Source organism: Rossellomorea sp. DA94 (assembly GCF_029834455.1).
GTDB classification, from domain to species: domain Bacteria; phylum Bacillota; class Bacilli; order Bacillales; family Bacillaceae_B; genus Rossellomorea; species Rossellomorea vietnamensis.
Genome location: NZ_CP122397.1, coordinates 2584386 through 2602572 on the forward strand (window position 1 = coordinate 2584386; position 18187 = coordinate 2602572).

Consider the following 18187-nt stretch of genomic DNA (forward strand, 5'->3'; position numbering starts at 1 on the left):
TCACTCTCTCTAGTCTTTTAAAAGGGACAAATGACCGACAATTTCCTTAGCTTCATCTTTTTCCATCGGAGGCAGTGCGGTCACAGTCAATGACCCTTCTTTGATTTCAGTTAACCCACTGTCATGTATGCTGAAATACCCCTTCTTCTCTAATTTCTCCAGCTCTGCCGATTTTCCCTTTAATACCACTTTCTTCATGCCCGTCTGCACCCACTCTATAAATTCCTCCTGCCTGTCTTGGAAAGGAGAATCCTTTGACATCATCGTCAAAGTACTCAATGTGGCGGCATGTGCCACTTGTGCAGCGGTCTTTCCTTTCGACATCGATAGATCTCTGTTAACGATAAAATATTGAACAAGGTCCTTATTCGTCATATGCATAATCATTCCTATCATAAATGAATTCAATACTATGGTATTATCCTACCACACTTACTTCCTTCTTAGTTTTACCTCATTTTTATCAATCGACACTATTCTGACCTTCTCCCCAATGTTGTAATCAAGGTATTCATCGCAGTCCACTGAATACGTATGACCATTATCAAATTTCATGGCACATGCGGAAACACGTTGAGAAGTATCTGGTTTTCCCCCCGACTTGATTCCTAACGGATCATGTCCATCCCTTAAGGGAAAGTACTTCTCTTCGATTACTACCCAGTCATCCTTCGTACTAACCACTATTTTGAAAAACAGTAAACATACCAGCGTTATAACCAATAAACTAAGAATGACCGCTTTCCACCATAAGACTTTCATGCGAATCCCCTTCCCCCCGATTAAAATCAACAGAAGATTATATGTATGGGATAGGCGGATCATTCGCATGTATTCTTTAAGAGTGATCATTTTCAATTCTTGCATTTTGCTGTAATGGATATTATAATCAAGCTAACGACCGTTAGTTAGTTTCAGAGAGAGGGATCATCGTGAATGATAATAAGCAGCTGATAAAAAGTGTGGCTTTGGATCTATTTGGACAAAAGGGCTATGAAGATACATCTTTGGCAGAAATCGCAAAGAAGGTTGGAATTAAAAAACCTTCTATATATAATCACTTCCGCAGTAAAGAGGATCTCTTTATTGACGTATTAGAGGACTTGATTGTGTCAGAGGTGACCGCATACAGAAATACGGAGGTCGCCATGAATCATCAAGAACCACTCAAGAATGTCAGGGTGCTTTTTGATTTGTTTTGTCAACGTCTTATGACAACGAAAGAAGCTTTACTGTGGAAAAGGGTGACATTCTTCCCTCCTGAACAGTTTAAGGATTTAATACAGGAACAATTCATTCACTTGGAAAAGGTTACCACATCCATCTTAGTTTCGGTCTACAAGGAAGGCGTGAACCAGGGAATGTTTCAAGAGGTCACTGAGGATGAATTTGTAGCGTCTTTTTTATGTCTGGTTGACGGTGTTTTTCTGGAGCATCACTATTACACAAATGAAATCTTTCAACAACGAATCGAATCGGCTTGGAAAGTCTATGCACTTGGAATATCAAGCCGTAAAGGAGAGTAGCAACATGGGCTGGCTATATGTGATTATTGGGGGAATCCTGGAAATTGGCTGGGCAACGGGATTATCCCTTTCAGAAGGGTTTACAAAACCGGTGCCAAGTGTCATTACGGCATTCCTCATTTTAGTGAGTTTTTACTTTTTTTCTCAATCAATGAGACTCCTCCCAATCGGGACAGCATATGCCGTCTTCACTGGAATAGGCGCAGCAGGAACGGCTATGGTTGGTATGTTCTTTTTGAATGATGGGATAAGCATATTGAAGATCGCTTTCATTACTTTACTCATTTTTGGGGTCATTGGACTAAAGATGAGTGATAAAGAAGAAACAGATACTGGGGGTGGATACTGATGGCTTGGGTGTTCCTCATTTTTGCAGGTTTCTCTGAAGTGATCATGGTGACGTTTATGAAGCTTTCAGAAGGATATAAAAAATTCGTCCCTTCATTGATCAGTTTCGCAGCGGGAGCCATGAGTTTTTACCTGTTGTCTCTATCCCTACTGGATATCCCCGTAAGCACAGGCTATGGGATCTGGACCGGCATCGGCTCGGCAGGTGCTGTGCTCATGGGGATGATGTTTTTCAATGAAACCAGGGATATGAAAAGGCTGTTTTTCATCTTCTGTATTGTTGGAAGCATCATCGGCTTAAAGATGGTCTCTTGATCATGATACATGGTCCAGTACTTTAAATAGGTACTGGACCATTAGTTTATAATCCCGTGTCCTATAATATCGACTTTTATTGTCGGTACAATCGTAATCTCAGGGTAAGCTTCATCCCAATTTACTTTTTCCCACGTTTTGGGGTGGAACGCCATCAGCTCCCTCCCGATCCCGAATAAATCCGAGTTTGCCAGTTGAATCTTCTCAATCATCCCTTCTGCATCTTCTGTCAGTTTTTTTGAAATCTCATCATTGAGTTTTTTTAATTTTTTCTTATCTGTTAATTTATCCTGGGGGAATTCTACGATTGATACTTCCATAGCTACGTCTATCCCCACCTGTATATGATCCGGGGCATCTGAAATGATTTTAAGCTTTGACTTGGATTCTGTCACATTATACGTGATATAATTATCCACATTCAGAGGTTTATCCTCTTCTATTTTGGATACAAAACGGGCAAGTTTTGCCTTTTTGTTGTTCATAATCAGGAATAAAGACGATTCTTTGAACGTTAAAGTACCGGATAATGAATGCTTATGGAAAATACCCGTACCGTCTAATATGACCTCGCCACCCTTCATTTTTAGGAGTGGCAGGGCAAAGTCCTTTCCTTCATCGAACATTAGCGTGCAGACCGTTTGTAAATTTTGTTTCGGGACCCCCGTGGTGGACTCAGCACTCGTAAGTAATTCAATGATAAACTCTGATATCAGCACGTTCTTTTCATTCAATTTGGAGAGGATATCTTCTCCGTTTCCCTCCACCACTGCAAGTTTTGAAGAAATCGAACTGTTAGGATCCCGATAAAAAATATCCAAAAACTTATAAATATCCTTTTTGGCCAGTTCTTCCCCCAATAAAAAGATGCGGTTTTTCGACGGCTCAAATGCTCCGGAAATCTTTCTATCCATTGCCATCCGCGTTTCACGAATGGTCTTCCCTTCGCCCTGGACTATTGTATTCATAGGAGTTCCATTCCTGAAATCCCGGATGATGGCAGTGGCACGGATGGTTTCATCATCCAGCAGATCAAAAGAAGATGAAAAAACAAGCCTACCATTTTTAAGCAGCCTTTGATCCCAACAGCCAGTTAAGGTAGGGAGAGCAACAAGTAGTATGGTGATGATGAGCAATCGTTTTTTCATGCGTCTCCCCCTCTTTCTGTTTTCTTGAAAAGATATGAAATGCTTAATAATATAACAGGAATCACCAATATATAGAGATACGAAAGATTGATCACCATTTTATTATAGATTTCCATTTCTCCTTCTTTACCTGGAATTAATGCAATGATAAATGCCACCATTCCAAATAACAAAGTATAGATGTACCGTTTCCGTTTAAACCACCGGAACGTATGTATACTCCCTTCCGTTGATAAAAAAAGATAACTTGTCAGGGAAGTGATGACATTGACGACCCAAAGAGACATGAAAACTAAGTCAATCCTCTCAACAATCTGTAAATAAAGGGATTTTACAAAGTAAAGAACCGGTTGAGGGACAATGACTATTTCTTCTGGGCTGAAGGTAATCAGGCTGACGATGGTGAGAAATGTATATGTCATTGTCACAAAAAGGTTCGCAATCGAAGCTGAATACAGAACAGAACGTTCACCATTGTGTTGAAAATAAGGAAAAAGAAAGAGCAACAATTCAAACCCTAACATGGAGAAGTATGCTTCTTTTGCTCCCTTTAAAATCTGAATACCACCGGATTGCCCGATTGGCAATAAGTATCTCCATTCAATGGGATACGTGACCAGCACGACCACAGAAATCAGAAGAAGAAAAAAGATTAGACTTGATACCACTACATATACATCGCTGATTGCCGCAACTTTTTCCTTCCCCAAGTAGATTCCAGTGAAAATCAATAGAAACATGACAATCCATTTTGGCGTAAGGGGAAGCACCCATGTCTTGATGATTGCGGTCGAATACATCAATATCAATGCCGTGACCAGAACCCCGTATAAAATAAAAGAAATATTCACAATAGATCCTGCAACTTTACCCAAAAGTTGTCGGGAATACTGAAAAAGAGTTTTCTTCGGAAACCTTCTCCCTAATATCCAGAAGAGAACGATAAGGACCTGAACAATGAAGCCGGCAAGCAATACAGATATCCATGCATCTGACTTCGAAACTGAAAATACACTGAATGGAAGACCGAGAACCCCTACTCCGATCTGAGTCTGAATAATAAAGAAAATTAGCTGAATGGAAGTAAGGTTAGTCTGTATCTTCATTTTTTTCCCATCCCCGGGAATCCGACGTTTTCCATCTGTATACTGTTCTCAAATCCTTCGGCCGCTTTTTCATCAGCCATACAGGAAGCCGAATAAATGTATCTTTCAGTCCCTTAATATCAAGAGGTGCTACCGGGTATAAATAATGATGGCCCATCGACTTCAGATTGGACATATGGATCAAGAGCAGCATCAGACCGATGACAATTCCAAGAACTCCGAATAACGCTGCAGCGATCATAAGCGGGAACCCCAGGACCCTTACAGAAGTACTCAGTTCATTGGACGGAATGACAAAGGACGAAATCGCTGTGATCGCTACGACAATGACCATCGTATTCGAAACCAAATTGGCTTCTACAACAGCTGTCCCAATGACGAGACCACCCACAACCCCGATGGTTTGGGCAATGGGATTAGGAAGCCGTATCGCTGCTTCACGCAGCAATTCCAGTGTAAGCTGCATGATTGCCGCCTCAATCAATGGTGGAAAAGGCACATATTCAAGCGAGCTTTTTATCGAAAAAATGATTTCCACAGGGATGATCTCATAATTATAAGAAATGACGGCGATATAAAATGCCGGTAAACAAAGTGTCGCAATAAAGCTGATCAACCTGATGAAACGAATAAAGGACCCAATAAAGGCGCGATTATTATAATCCTCCGACGTTTGAAAAAAGCTGAAGAAGTTTACAGGGAATATCAGCACAGTCGGACTTCCCTCCATCACCAAGGCTACCCTTCCCTCCATCAGATTTCCCGCAACACGGTCCGGCCGTTCCGTATTTAAAAACTGTGGGAATGGGGAAAACGAATTATCTTCGAGGAATTCCTCAAAATACCCTGGTGATTGTATCGAATCGGTGTCAATATAGCTGATCCGGTCCTCTATGGTCTTCACTATATCCATATCTGTCAAATCGGAAAGATAAACAAGAGAATACTTCGTTCTTGTCGTCTCCCCTACACTCGAGTATTTCACAGTCAGCTTAGGACTGGAGATTCTTTCACGGATCAGATGGATATTTTCCGAAATGTTTTCACTGAACCCCTGATGTGATCCCCTGATTACCTTTTCATTAATGGGCTCATTCCTGTTGGAAGGAATCTTTGGCATACTTATGAAAGTAATCCATTCACTATCTTCTTGTAGAATGACACAGTGCCCATCTACCATTACACTAAGTGCCTCTTCTAACTGAAGTGTTTCGTTCACACTATTACTGCTTACCGTATCTTGAATCCTTCCTGCCTCTTTCTCTAAGAGGGGCTGGATGATGTATGTCTGTAAGCTTCTATTATCAATGACAGAGTCTAAAAAAAGGATGGTCATTCTTTTTGCATTGAACGTTACGTTTCTTATTTTCAGATCATCCGTATGAAAAAGACCTTCTTGAAAATAGGACACTTTCTCGTCCAAGGTGAGTGGTTCAATGAGCACTTCTTCTTTTTCTGAAAGGAGCTGCTTCGGCTTTCTTCTATTCTTTTTGTAAAAGGAACTCATATTTGCACCTTCAGTCAGAATCATTTTTTACTATACTCCCCAAAGATGGTATCATTATGCATTTTCACTTGCAGTGCCAGGATGGATCCATATGTCTTAAATACTCCTACTCAAAAATAATTTTGGATTACATCAGATATTAGTAGGGGTTCTCCTCCTATTTTTGATATACTTAATCAGATAAACTAGTCGTAGCAGAGGTGAACAGGTTGAGCAGGAAAAAAGTTTATTCGTGGAGCTTACAAATTCTTATCATTCTTACTATCATTTATGTTTCAACTAAGATTTCTTTTCTTTTTGAACCGATTGTCGTATTTGCATCTACCTTATTTTTCCCGATCATCATTTCAGGGTTTCTTTATTTTTTACTGAATCCATTAGTCAACCTTCTGGTGAAAGCAAGGCTGCCACGGACGATTGCGATCATCGTTCTTTATGCTGCGATTATCGGGGCACTGGTGTTGATCATTGGGAATATCGCACCTATTATTACCCGTCAGGTGACCGCGTTATTCAATGCCCTGCCTGAGTATGCAAAGCAAACGAGGAACTTCATTGAATATTTGTCTGAAACAGAGCAGTTTAAATGGATGATGAATCAGGATTATGTGTCACTGAAAGATATTGAGAATCAGCTGGTGGATTTCGCCAATACATTGCCTGATAATATCACCACTGCCTTGAAGGGATTACTCAGTGTGTTGACAAGCATCACCATTCTCATTGTTACCGTACCTTTCCTTCTGTTCTTCATGTTTAAGGACGGACATAAATTCCCTAAGGCCATTTCAAAATTTCTCCCGCCTGCATACCGTGAGGAAGGAATCAACACATTAAAGGATACGAGTGAAACACTTGCCGCATACATACAGGGTCAATTGACAGTCGCTTCATTCGTCGGGACGCTTACCTTTATCGGTTACTTGATCATCGGGTTGCCTTATGCACTCGTGATGGCACTGATCGGGGCCGTCACGAACATCATCCCGTTTATCGGACCGTTCATCGGTGCAGCACCAGCCATCATCGTGGCTTTGTTTGATTCACCGACAAAGGCGATACTTGTCGTAGTGGTGGTTACGATTGCACAGCAAATCGAGGGGAATCTTCTTTCACCCCTTATCCTGGGCAAACGATTGGATACCCACCCTGCCACGATCATCATTTTATTACTCGTAGCAGGTAATTTAGCAGGAATACTCGGGATGATTTTAGCCGTACCTACCTACGCAGTATCAAAAACGATTGTATTGAATTTAGTGAAGTTCATTAAACTGAGAAGATCTTCCATACAGGAGTGAACACTGGAGACAACCGGGCCATTGCCCGGTTGTTTTTTTTAGGGGGTAATACTTTTTTCACAACCTTTTGAACATCATCACATGAGGACCTATAGGCTCTATTTCAAAGAAATCACCTGACTGTATCAGTTCATTATACAAAAAGAAGCAATCTCACAGAAGATTGCTTCTTTTAAAGTCTTATTTCTTTTTAAATAGTTTATTGGATGCCCCTTTTACGGCTTTACTTGCTGTATCCACGGTTTTGCCGACCATTTTATTTCCGGTGTTGCTTACGTTTTTCACGAAGTCTGCCGATGTATCCGACACTTTCCCCACCAATCCACCTTCTCCGCTCACACTCTTGACAATCCCATTTGCTGTATCGGCTGTTTTGTTCAGGAGTTCACTTGCCTGCTTCGATGTGTTCTTAACCAAATCTCCGGCCATGTTGCGTTTATCCTCTTTCATAATGATTCTCCTCCCTGGAAAAAGACTCATCACTATCCCTATGTGAAGGGACACCGGAGTATGCCCGGTTCTTGAAAATTACATAGGATTTCCCAAATATTTGGTCGCGATTTTGAACTCTTGAATCATACCATCTTTTTTCTCAACCCGGTAAGCCGTCGCGTTTGGTCTTGAACTCACCGCTTTGGCAAGTCCTAGATCAATGAAATGCAAAGCCGCTCCATCATCAGCGGCATAGCCCGGTTTCAATTCTCCTCTCTCAATAAAAGAATGATAGAGGGGACGACGGTTTTCTTCTCCGTCATAATGAGGGGAGTGACTGCCTGCTATCAAGCCTAATCCCTCTATGGTATCTAGACCATCTCCGTATGAATCGGTGGTTCCTTCTTCGAACCAGCAAATCGATCCTGCACTCAATCCAGCCAGAATGGTTCCTGACTCCCAAGCCTTCCTCAGTATCACGTCAATTCCCCACTCTTTCCATAAGGCAAGCATACTCTTCGTATTTCCTCCTCCAACATAAATAATATCTTTTTCAAGCAGGAAACCTTCTAAGTCCCTGGTGGAGGGCTTGAATAAAGATAGATGAGAAGGTTCACTTGTCAGGGATGAAAAGGCTTTGTAAAAGCGTTCAATATACCCTTCTGCATCTCCGCTTGCCGTAGGAAGGAAACATACCTTTGGCCTGGATGCATTTGACTGATTTATGATGTACTGATCCAATAACAGGTTATCAGGTTCCATTGAGAAACCTCCACCACCCATTGCAATGATTTGTTTCATGAACAATCCCCACTCTCCATTTGGTATCTCTATTTTACCAAATGAATGATGCTTTCGGAGACCCGAATGGAAATATTTACATCCACTACACATTCACCCCCCTGTCAAGATGACAGGGGGGTGAATACCTAATTATTTAATGCATATCTGTTTCCCTTTTATTCTTCAACCTGGTCTCTTTCTGAAAAGAAATGAGCAAGCCATATGTCATGACGAGGAGGATGATCCCGAGGGGCAGCGCGGTGATGATCGTGGCTGCCTGAAGTCCACTGATACCTCCGGTTCCCATTATAATGGCAGCGATCGCCGCCAAGATGATTCCCCAGCTGAATTTCACAAAGAATGGAGGATTCAGACTACCATTGGATGTTTGCATGCCCAATACGAAAGTGGCAGAATCGGCAGAGGTAACAAAGAAAGTAATGATCAGGAATAGGGAAATGATTGATAAAACCCCACTTAAAGGCATCTGATCGAACACATAAAATAATGCCGTTTCCAAACTTTGACCCGCTACATCCACTCCCTGGACAAGATCATAGTACAATCCCGTTCCTCCGAAAACCCCAAACCATAGCGAGCAAACAATGGTAGGAACGATGATGACCGCAATGATGAATTCACGGACAGTCCTTCCTTTTGACACCCTGGCAATGAATGTTCCCACAAAAGGTGTCCACGAGATCCACCATGCCCAATAAAAAATCGTCCAGTCCTTCACCCACTGGTTATTTTCCACATTAAATGGTGAAAAACGCAATCCCATACTCGGCAGGTTCTGAACATAGCTTCCAAACGTTGTCAAAAATAATTCCAGAACAAATTGTGAAGGTCCTACGATAAGGAATAAAATGAATAACAAAACCGCGAGAACCATATTGGCATTACTCAAATATTTAATTCCTTTAGATAAGCCAGTAGAAGCAGATGTAATGTAAAGGACCGTAGCAATCCCCATGATGATCAGCTGGATGCTGAAATTAATCGGTACATCCATGAGGTAGTGGAGGCCACTATTGATTTGTTGGGCTCCTATTCCAAGTGAAATGGCCACTCCAAAAATGGTGGCAAATACAGCGATAATATCCACAATGTAACCGATCGGACCTTTCGCTCTATCACCGATGACCGGATAGAGCGTGGCGCTCATCAGCCCAGGCATTCCCTTCCTGAACTTATAATAGGCAAGTGCCAGTGCCACCACGGCATATATGGCCCAGGCATGGAATCCCCAGTGAAGATATGTATACCGTAACCCGACCTTGGCTGATTCAATGGTCCCTCCTTTTCCAAACGGTGGAGTGGCATAATGTGAAACTGGCTCAGACACCCCGTAAAAAAGCAGGCCGATTCCCATTCCTGCACTGAACAGCATGGCAAACCAGGTCAATGTAGAGTATTCAGGTCGGTCCGTGTCTTTTCCCAAGCGAATCTTTCCATATTTACTCAGGGCAAAGAATATGGCAATGATAAAAAAGAATGTGGCTGAAAATTGATAAAACCAGCCGAATTTATCAAGGAGAACCCCTTGAGTATTTGTCATGACATCGATCAGCATTTGAGGAAAAAGGACTCCCCATAAAACAAAGATCACTCCAATCGAAATCGCGATCCAAAACATTGGTGTAAATTTTTTCAACTTTCTTCCCCCCTCAATCAATGGTGTCTCTTACTTATGTAAATAATAATAAAGGCATGAACTTAGTGTTACCCTCTTATTAAAAGAGCTAAACTAGTAAGTAACTGGAAACGGAGTCTGAAGAGAATTGTAAAAAATAATATTTCGAGTATCTTTTTTTCAAAACCGGGCAAATTAATGTAGAGGGAGGTGATCATGATGACAAACAATAATAACAAAAAGCCACAACAACAAAAAAATGAAGCTGAATTTGCTCAAGAACAAAACGCTTCTGAAAGAGCTAAAAAAGCTGCTAAACAACAAAACCAACAAAATAAATAATCTAACATAGGATCAATATCCGATACTTAAAGGGAGATCAGTCACATGACTGGTCTCTTTCCTTATGTATCGATACCTAAATTAGATTAAATCTAAAAAACCTCCCCAATTTGGGAAGGTTTATTTTTCGTTCTAAGAAGCAATTGCTACCTTTTATGTGCCCCGCTTTTTTTGAACGGTTTATAGGCGACCAATACGGCAATGACAGCTGAAGCTCCATTTATCATGGTCCCGATCATGGGAGAACCTTTATAACCGGTACCATCGTACATATAGGTGATGATCAGACCGGTTATGATACTCAATAAAAGACTTATCCCGAGGAATACTCCTATAAAAATAAAAAATTTCTTAGCATTTTTCCACAAAATCAAAACACTCCAATGCAATGTATCAATCCCTGATCTTGTACCTGATTCGCTGTTCAAAGACCAGGGATGAATGGGTATTTCTTCTATTCCTTCATTTTCTCAGAAGAAGGAGCGGTTGTCACTTCAAGTCTTGATTTCCCCATCAGGAACACAAATACTAATGCAATGCCAAGGGGTATCAATGCATAGGCAAAAGTGGTTGTGATGGAATCTGACATAGCATCCGTGATTTTAGAAAGAACAAAATTCGGGATCTTTTCACGCATTTCAGGTTCAAAAATACTTCTTGGATCCCCCTGGAAGCCCCCTCCTGCTTCCTGTCCCTTGAAGGCATCTTCAAGGTTAGAGGCAAAAAGCTTTGTTTGCAGCGTCCCATAGACTGTGATTCCGATGGTCATCCCCAGTGAACGGAAAAAGGCGTTTGTGGAGTTCGCAGACCCTCTAAACCTCGGATCAAGTTTATGGATCGTGGCGTTAGGCAGTAATGAAAAAGAAAAACCTACTCCAAAACCACTTATGACCATATAGAGCGTCAACAGCCACCTGCTCGTATCCGGCCCCATCGTCGCAAGTAATACCATACCTGTTATAAACGAAATGATGGAAACCCACATGATATTACGGTAACTTGTTTTCGTCATCCGGATGCCTGCAACCGCACTGCCAGCTACAGAGCCGAGCATCAACGGAGTCAAAATCAATCCGGCGTTCGTCGCAGATCCACCATATACAGCCTGAACAAAGATCGGGATCAATATAGTCAAGATAATGAACGCAGCCCCATATAGAAAAGCAAGGGCCTGTGCAGACGCAAACAATGGACTTTTAAACATCCAGAATGAAATAATCGGCTCGGAAGCTTTTCGTTCGATCCATAAAAAACTTATAAAGAAAAGCAGGAAGGATGCAAACAATCCAATGATTTGCCACGACTCCCAAGGGAATTCCTTTCCGCCGAATTCCAGTGCAAACATGAGACTGACAACGGCTATCACCAGGGTTATCGCTCCCCCCCAATCAATCCGTTGATCTGATCGTTGCGGGGATTCTTTATACGAGGTTGCAATAAAAAAGAGCGACAAGAGACCGATTGGTACATTGACGTAGAAGATCCAATGCCAACTTAAATGATCCGTTAAAAACGCCCCAATCAGGGGACCGAATACTGAAGCGGATCCAAATACTGCACCAAGGAGCCCTGTCATCTTCCCACGTTTTTCAGGTGGGAATAAATCAAACACAATGGTAAAGGCGATTGGAAGCAAAGCTCCACCACCAATTCCTTGGATGGCCCGGAATATACTTAACTGGACGATATCCTGTGCAATCCCACACAGGGCAGAACCAATCAAAAAAATAGAAAGACCGAATATGTAAAATCTCTTTCTCCCGTACATGTCAGACAGCTTACCGAAAATCGGCATTCCCGCCATGACCGCTACCATGTAGGCGCTTGTCACCCATACAAATTTGTCCAGTCCACCCAGATCTGACACGATGGATCCCAATGCCGTTGCTACGATGGTGTTATCCATGGCTGACATGAGTATACCTAACAATAAGCCGGCAAGTGCCAGTTTCATATTACTTTCTTTAGCCACCAACGCGATCATCCTCCATAAACAATGTAATACAGTCTATTTCATTATAGAACTTTCTACCTGATTGTCCACATCGACTTCTCTATAGAGCGAAAAAAGCAGGGTACGTCAGCTGACGTACCCTGCTTGGAATTATACGATTGAATTACTTTTGAACGTTTGCCGCTTGTGGTCCACGAGCGCCTTCAACGATTTCAAATGTAACGTCTTGACCTTCTTCTAATGATTTGTATCCTTCACCTTGGATAGCGGAGAAGTGAACAAAAACATCGTCTTGACCTTCAACTTCGATGAAACCGAAACCTTTTTCAGCGTTAAACCATTTAACTTTACCTTGTAACATAAAACATGTACCTCCTAGTGCAGTTGCACGTAAAAATATTTATATTCCTGCTCTGATTAAAATTCAAGACGAATGCTTTTCAATCATGTAGATTAATCGAACAAAAATAATTATCTTTACTATAACAGATTCTCCTTCAAAACTCAAGAAAGGAATGGGTCTTATTGTAAAAAATATAGTCTAACCTACTCTACTGTCGTAGGTTGATTTTCTTTTACATATAACTTTTTAATCATTCTTATTTGACCTCTATGATTGATTTCGTCTTCAAAAACGTGAAACCATTTAAAGAAGTTATTCCCTTTTTCCCCATACCACCAATCTGTTTCTTCATAAAGCCATGCTTCGTCCAGTTTTTTAAATTGCTCGATTGTGGCCTTTCTTGTACGTTGAAGGTTTTCCAGGTAGTATTCCACAGAATTCCCTTTAATCCTTTCGGCTGCCTTGCTGCCTAAACTTAATGCCGGTTCCAATTCCGTCGCATATGCTTCAATTTCATCATCCGTCAATTGTTCGAATGTCAATGCCTGATAAATCTTTTCTACTGCATCAAAATGAGCAAGCAACATCCCAATGGAATTCGCTTCATCATGACAACGGTAATCAAGCACTTCAACCGGCAAATTTTCCACTTCCTGAATGGAAGTCAATCTTGCATAGTCCATCATGGAAAGAAGTAGCGAATAGTCTTTTTTCATTCCGTTTTTTTCTTTGATCAAGTAGATTGAGTTCATTTCCATTTAAAGTCCCCCTCACAGTCTTCTCTTACTATATTGGCTACTGTATGGAAATCCCCTCTATTTTTATCCAATCTACTTTCAAGATGGTCGATTTGGCGATTCCTTTAATACATCACGTATTTCCCTGAGCAGTTGTTCCTTCTGGTCGATTTTCACTTCCGCTTTCACTTCTTCTTTACGCTCGATTTTCTTATACAGTCGAACCATGACGAATATGACAAATGCGATGAGAAAAAAATCTACTACGTTTTGAATGAATACCCCATATGTAATGACCGCCTCCCCGACCGTAACTTTTAATTCGGTAAAACTGATTCCTCCAAGCAAAATACCAAGTAGGGGCATGATGATGTCGTCTACCAGTGATTTCACAATCTTACCAAAGGCGGCACCGATGATGACCGCCACAGCTAAATCGATCACATTCCCTTTTACGGCAAACTTCTTAAATTCCTGCCACATGCTCATTCTCCTTTATCTCTTAACTTCACAGCTGAATCCCTGCCATGTACGGATTAGTTTACCACAATCATACAAATTCATAGTGTCTTACTATTTTTTCTACTGAACAAATGCATTCATATTGATTTATTTATGTTTCATCACACTGAACGCTGATTTCTTCCAACTACTACTTTGGTTACCATACTATAAGCTGACCAAGGTTCATGAAGAAGAAACGATGGCTCTCTTTCATGTCCGTGATCGGAACTCTTATGTTACGATGGAAGAAACAAAAACTGGAGGGGTACTCATGATGTTTACAAAGATACCTAAAGAGCAAAAGGATGAGATGATTGGGAGGATCCAACGTTTTCACTATGAACAAACAGGGGATGAAATTGGGGATTTAGGAGCTGAAAATTGGTTTGACTTCTTTATGAAAGAAATCGGTCCCTTCTTATATAATAAGGGAGTGATGGATTCCAAAGATGTATTGATGGATAAAATGCTTCTACTCGAAGACGATCTTTATGCATTGAAAAGACCAGTGAATCCTAAATAAGCTGCATACATAAAAAAGGAGAGGGATGAATCTCCCTACTCCTTTTCTATATCATGAAGAACCTTGTCATCAATTCGGCCATTATCATTTACGATTTCGATGGTGACAGATTCTTTATCTTCATCTTTAATCTCGCTTATGACTTTATCGATCTCTTTAATCTTTTTTATTTCCACTGTTTTTTCTACTTTATACTCTTTAGGATCCTCTCCCTCTTTACGGCTCTTCAGCTCTTCATCCGTATAGATCAAGTCGGTTCCCAGCGCATTTTTGATCGTTTTACCCTGCAGGAAAAAACGTGCTCGAAAAGGCGTTTCCGGTTCTAACGCTTCATCCGTTAACACTCCGGAAAATGTAAGTGTTTCAGCTTCTTCATTAATCTTTACACTACCATTAACGACCATGTCCGCTGCATTTCGATTACATCCGCTTAACAGAATCGTAATCAATAGACCCGCTATCATGACTCTTTGTGACGCTTTCACTAGTTGTCCCCCTTATATGTATGTGCACTTATATCTTACCAAAAGACCAATAAAATACACCAGGAACATTTTATTGTCTTTTGCCGGGAAGCATGTGAAAACGGGATTATGGATAGGAAAAAAGACGCGGGTTGGTGGGATTGTTTTTGGGGATTTCATGTTCACCTTCAAGGGAACATGATCAGAAAAGAATAAGAAGGTGGCTGGATCAACGGCCTCCATGTAATTTCTACATTACATGGGGTTGGATTGCTTATGTCGCACTTCGGTTTGCAAACCTTACATTCCTGATTTGATCGTACCACCAGTGTAAGCGGCCCAATGACAAAAAAAATGTGGCATGCACAAATCGGCGAAAATATCCACGGACTATTTTTTGAGATGCTTATTACATACTGCTTTCAGGATAAATAATTTTTCCTGTACGCTTAACATCCTCCAACATTTAGCACGAATGATCATAATGATTCCCCTCTCCTTTATCTAAGTCTTTCTGTTACTTCTCTTTACCTCCTCCTAACCTTTTACAAACCATTCAATTTGCTACATATTGACATACAAAAATACTTTCTCCGACAGATTGTTCTATCGAAAAAAGTATTAAAACGAAACGCATGTCAATCTTTACAGGTAAATGTAGAATTTCTTTTGAATTTTTTTTGTTTAAAATGCCTATAAAGGACTATGATATAAGTTTTATAAAGTGATGGAGTACGCGGGCGGTGAGGCCCCAGATGACTTTGTCTTGGTAGTAGTAGAAATGTTCTTTCATGTTCCTTGCCTGCCAGTCGTAGTTTTCCCCACCTGGTATTTGATTGTATGGGAAGCTCTCCTCCGGTTCCATTTTAAATTTGATATTATACAATTCCGGTTCTTTTTCACGCATGTAAGAGAGCGGGGTTGTGAAAATCTCTTCCACCTCGGCAGCATTCGGTCGCAACTCGTCCAATGGTATATTCAGCTTCCCAACAAAGGGATAGATGATCGTCCCAAATGGGGATACGATATAGTCGAGGGGATAAATATCCGAGATGACATGTTCTTGTATGCCCAATTCCTCTGTCGTCTCCCTTATAGCAGCTGCCCTCTCATCAGAGTCACTACGGTCGATTCTACCACCCGGAAAGCAGATTTCCCCCGGTTGTCTCCGCATATTCAATGATCGGACTTCAAAGAGAACATGAATCTCACCTTTCACTTCAATCAAAGGAAGTAGAATAGCATATTCGGAAAATGTTTCACTCCCCAACACTTTAGGCGTTCTATCCTTGAAACGCATCAGCAGATCGTTCACGTCCATTCTATTCCCCCCTTTACGATAATCTATTCTATGATTTTCTTTATTATAGTATGAACGGAATGCTACACCCAAACCATAAGCGCTCAAATTAAGCTCTTCCATATATTCCCTTACGTTCTATGAATCTATGATATACTAATGAAGTCTTATCTCATGGTAAGAAAGAAAACAATCAAAATCGAAAGGATTTGAACGCATGTTTGGAAAAGTTGCTTCAGACGTATTAGGTTTAAGTGATATCGGCACAGTCATAAAGCCTCAGGATTACGACAAAGCCGATTCAGATGATTACATTATGCATGAAGATGGAGAGAAGATTTACTTCCTGATCAAATCCAAGTCCGATGAATACTGCTTTACAAACAAAGCTCTCATCCACCTGGATGGAACGAGTGCAGCAAGCAAGAAACGGGTGCTCCGCCGCTTGGATTATTACAAATATCACTTTTCGAATGTCCTTCTCGAAACAGCGGGAACCGTAGATCTTGATGTCGAAATAAAGTTTAAGATCGGTTCTGAAATCTACTCCATCGATGTTCATAAAAAACATTTAACAGAAGTGAAAGATCTCTATAAGTCCCTTATAAAAATTGGTGAAATCACCACTGACAATAGCATTTATTCCGGCTTTGCCAATGAAAGTCTTCAACTGGCATCCTCAACTTTGGGGCAAGTAAAGACTGATGAAGTAAATGTTGTTGAGCAGTTTAAAGAGGTCAATCAATATGCCTTCAATTGGCTTTCGGACAAGAAGAAAGAATTGACCCTTAAAGATTTTGGGTTTGTATTTGAAAAATTCATTCAAAATTAATTTGCATCATCCGGCTGACATCATCAGCCGGATGATCATTACGGCGTTTCGGGCATACCAATCCCTTTCCACTCCTGAATCCCATTGTCCTCTATGATTCCCAATGTTACATCCGCAATATCCGGATCTGCTATTAATTGATCCTGTATGGCAAACTTAATGTCATCCGCTTCTGACAGGGGTAATCCCTTTTTCAATTCAAGATATGATTCAACATGGTAATAGCGGCCTTCCTGAGTGATCCTCATCTTAAAGATATCAATGACTGCTTCATGTTCAAAGATGGCAGCAGCAATCCGGTCCTCCACTTCCTTTGGAGCAGCAACCCCTATCAGACCCACCATATTGTCATATCCGACCCTGAAGGCAACCCCCACCATCAGGAATCCGATCATGATGGTCACAATCCCATCCAATAGTTGAAACGGGGAGAAATATGAAACAAGGACCGCTATCAAAGCAAGAATGGCACCTGATACAGCCACTAAGTCTTCATAAAACACAAGTCTTGTTGGGGGCGCTGCCCGTTTTACATGCTTGAACGCACCTGTTACAATTCCGGCTCCCCTGCTTTCCACGCGGGCTTCCTGACTGATTTCCTTCATCACTTTAAAGAGGATCGTACCATCAATGAGGATGTTCAGGAGTAATACGGAAACATTTATCCATATCCCCTTCACTTCAGCGGGATGTTTAAGTAGATGAAACCCCTCACGAATCGTTTCATAAGCCATGACAGAAACGACGATGACCGCAATCATACAAAATAGATTGATGACACGTCCAAAACCTGTCGGGAACTTTTCCGTCGGCTTTTTCTCTGAAAGAACACTGCCAATAAACACAAATCCTTGATTGACGGCATCGGCTAACGAGTGCATGGCTGAGGCAAACATTGCCCCGCTCCCACTGATAAAGAATGCCGCCCCTTTTGCGACTGCAAGGATCCCATTTCCCACCATTGCAAAGAATGAAGATTTATTTCCTTTTTTCATTAATGTGAAAAATGATTCATTACTCACCAAGCTCACCACCTTACGTTTTATCAAGCTACTAGATAGTATCTCTCAAACCTCCCCTTTCATA

The 18187-nt window shown here is 41.1% G+C and carries 23 protein-coding genes; 7 read left to right on the forward strand and 16 right to left on the reverse strand.

Features of this window, described 5'->3' with window-relative positions:
* Positions 1-9 precede the first annotated feature (9 nt).
* Positions 10-375 carry an aminoacyl-tRNA hydrolase gene (locus P8596_RS13400; RefSeq protein ID WP_279724119.1) on the reverse strand — a complete coding sequence of 122 codons (366 nt, stop codon included), beginning with the start codon at positions 373-375 and terminating at the stop codon, positions 10-12.
* 57 nt (positions 376-432) lie between these two features.
* Positions 433-762, reverse strand: a complete 330-nt coding sequence (locus tag P8596_RS13405; protein WP_224519784.1) for a hypothetical protein — start codon at positions 760-762, stop codon at positions 433-435.
* A 170-nt stretch (positions 763-932) separates the two neighbouring features.
* Here P8596_RS13405 and P8596_RS13410 point away from each other — a divergent pair, with 170 nt between their 5' ends.
* From P8596_RS13410 to P8596_RS13420, 3 genes are read left to right on the forward strand one after another with little or no spacing between them, the layout of a single operon-like run.
* Positions 933-1526: a TetR/AcrR family transcriptional regulator gene (locus P8596_RS13410; RefSeq protein ID WP_224519783.1), complete on the forward strand. Its 594-nt coding sequence runs from the start codon at positions 933-935 to the stop codon at positions 1524-1526.
* Between the two features lie 4 nt (positions 1527-1530).
* The gene (locus tag P8596_RS13415; RefSeq protein WP_224519782.1) at positions 1531-1875 is read left to right on the forward strand and encodes a DMT family transporter; all 345 of its coding nucleotides are present in this window, start codon (positions 1531-1533) and stop codon (positions 1873-1875) included.
* Entirely contained in the window at positions 1875-2189 is a 315-nt protein-coding gene (locus tag P8596_RS13420) for a DMT family transporter (RefSeq protein WP_224519781.1), read from the forward strand. The genes P8596_RS13415 and P8596_RS13420 overlap by 1 nt, the downstream gene beginning before the upstream one ends.
* Before the next feature lie 41 nt (positions 2190-2230).
* On the opposite strand, the gene P8596_RS13425 is transcribed toward P8596_RS13420, so the two are convergent.
* The 3 genes from P8596_RS13425 to P8596_RS13435 are packed head-to-tail and all read right to left on the reverse strand — an operon-like array spanning position 2231 to position 5974.
* Positions 2231-3337 (reverse strand): Ger(x)C family spore germination protein, encoded by a 1107-nt coding sequence (locus P8596_RS13425; RefSeq protein ID WP_279724120.1) that lies wholly within the window; start codon positions 3335-3337, stop codon positions 2231-2233.
* Positions 3334-4443 (reverse strand): GerAB/ArcD/ProY family transporter, encoded by a 1110-nt coding sequence (locus tag P8596_RS13430; protein ID WP_224519779.1) that lies wholly within the window; start codon positions 4441-4443, stop codon positions 3334-3336. Before P8596_RS13430 ends, P8596_RS13425 begins: the two co-directional genes overlap by 4 nt.
* Complete coding sequence (locus P8596_RS13435; protein ID WP_279724121.1) at positions 4427-5974, reverse strand: spore germination protein; 1548 nt, start codon at positions 5972-5974, stop codon at positions 4427-4429. Before P8596_RS13435 ends, P8596_RS13430 begins: the two co-directional genes overlap by 17 nt.
* Before the next feature lie 185 nt (positions 5975-6159).
* Between P8596_RS13435 and P8596_RS13440 the strand changes: the two genes are divergently transcribed.
* Positions 6160-7251 carry an AI-2E family transporter gene (locus P8596_RS13440; protein ID WP_224519777.1) on the forward strand — a complete coding sequence of 364 codons (1092 nt, stop codon included), beginning with the start codon at positions 6160-6162 and terminating at the stop codon, positions 7249-7251.
* A gap of 180 nt (positions 7252-7431) precedes the next feature.
* On the opposite strand, the gene P8596_RS13445 is transcribed toward P8596_RS13440, so the two are convergent.
* The 3 genes from P8596_RS13445 to P8596_RS13455 all read right to left on the reverse strand — a co-directional run bounded on the left by P8596_RS13445 (position 7432) and on the right by P8596_RS13455 (position 10123).
* Positions 7432-7701 carry a hypothetical protein gene (locus P8596_RS13445; RefSeq protein WP_034758804.1) on the reverse strand — a complete coding sequence of 90 codons (270 nt, stop codon included), beginning with the start codon at positions 7699-7701 and terminating at the stop codon, positions 7432-7434.
* A 78-nt stretch (positions 7702-7779) separates the two neighbouring features.
* Positions 7780-8484 carry a Type 1 glutamine amidotransferase-like domain-containing protein gene (locus P8596_RS13450; RefSeq protein ID WP_224519776.1) on the reverse strand — a complete coding sequence of 235 codons (705 nt, stop codon included), beginning with the start codon at positions 8482-8484 and terminating at the stop codon, positions 7780-7782.
* 136 nt (positions 8485-8620) lie between these two features.
* Positions 8621-10123, reverse strand: a complete 1503-nt coding sequence (locus P8596_RS13455; protein WP_397545318.1) for a glycine betaine uptake BCCT transporter — start codon at positions 10121-10123, stop codon at positions 8621-8623.
* A 195-nt stretch (positions 10124-10318) separates the two neighbouring features.
* On the opposite strand from P8596_RS13455, the gene P8596_RS13460 reads away from it, so the two are divergent.
* Positions 10319-10444, forward strand: coding sequence for a hypothetical protein (locus tag P8596_RS13460; protein ID WP_256503881.1), 126 nt, complete (start codon positions 10319-10321; stop codon positions 10442-10444).
* A gap of 146 nt (positions 10445-10590) precedes the next feature.
* On the opposite strand, the gene P8596_RS13465 is transcribed toward P8596_RS13460, so the two are convergent.
* The 5 genes from P8596_RS13465 to mscL all read right to left on the reverse strand — a co-directional run bounded on the left by P8596_RS13465 (position 10591) and on the right by mscL (position 13961).
* Positions 10591-10749 (reverse strand): hypothetical protein, encoded by a 159-nt coding sequence (locus P8596_RS13465; RefSeq protein WP_224519775.1) that lies wholly within the window; start codon positions 10747-10749, stop codon positions 10591-10593.
* A 149-nt stretch (positions 10750-10898) separates the two neighbouring features.
* Positions 10899-12419 carry an MDR family MFS transporter gene (locus P8596_RS13470; RefSeq protein WP_279727004.1) on the reverse strand — a complete coding sequence of 507 codons (1521 nt, stop codon included), beginning with the start codon at positions 12417-12419 and terminating at the stop codon, positions 10899-10901.
* A 142-nt stretch (positions 12420-12561) separates the two neighbouring features.
* On the reverse strand, positions 12562-12759 hold the full coding sequence (cspD, locus tag P8596_RS13475; protein WP_032088076.1) for a cold-shock protein CspD: 198 nt from the start codon (positions 12757-12759) through the stop codon (positions 12562-12564).
* Positions 12760-12944: 185 nt separating this feature from the next.
* On the reverse strand, positions 12945-13499 hold the full coding sequence (locus P8596_RS13480) for a DinB family protein (RefSeq protein ID WP_371928680.1): 555 nt from the start codon (positions 13497-13499) through the stop codon (positions 12945-12947).
* A 78-nt stretch (positions 13500-13577) separates the two neighbouring features.
* Entirely contained in the window at positions 13578-13961 is a 384-nt protein-coding gene (mscL, locus tag P8596_RS13485) for a large-conductance mechanosensitive channel protein MscL (RefSeq protein ID WP_224519772.1), read from the reverse strand.
* Between the two features lie 292 nt (positions 13962-14253).
* On the opposite strand from mscL, the gene P8596_RS13490 reads away from it, so the two are divergent.
* Positions 14254-14505, forward strand: coding sequence for a DUF2164 domain-containing protein (locus tag P8596_RS13490; protein WP_051758321.1), 252 nt, complete (start codon positions 14254-14256; stop codon positions 14503-14505).
* 35 nt (positions 14506-14540) lie between these two features.
* Here P8596_RS13490 and P8596_RS13495 read toward each other — a convergent pair whose 3' ends face one another.
* Together P8596_RS13495 and P8596_RS13500 are read right to left on the reverse strand one after the other, a co-directional pair.
* Positions 14541-14990, reverse strand: a complete 450-nt coding sequence (locus P8596_RS13495) for a hypothetical protein (protein WP_224519771.1) — start codon at positions 14988-14990, stop codon at positions 14541-14543.
* 682 nt (positions 14991-15672) lie between these two features.
* Positions 15673-16290, reverse strand: coding sequence for an NUDIX hydrolase (locus tag P8596_RS13500; RefSeq protein WP_224519770.1), 618 nt, complete (start codon positions 16288-16290; stop codon positions 15673-15675).
* 196 nt (positions 16291-16486) lie between these two features.
* Here P8596_RS13500 and P8596_RS13505 point away from each other — a divergent pair, with 196 nt between their 5' ends.
* A complete protein-coding gene (locus P8596_RS13505) occupies positions 16487-17101 on the forward strand; it encodes a PH domain-containing protein (RefSeq protein ID WP_279724122.1) in 615 nt (204 codons plus the stop codon).
* A 38-nt stretch (positions 17102-17139) separates the two neighbouring features.
* Here P8596_RS13505 and P8596_RS13510 read toward each other — a convergent pair whose 3' ends face one another.
* A complete protein-coding gene (locus P8596_RS13510; RefSeq protein WP_279727005.1) occupies positions 17140-18096 on the reverse strand; it encodes a cation diffusion facilitator family transporter in 957 nt (318 codons plus the stop codon).
* Positions 18097-18187 lie beyond the last annotated feature (91 nt).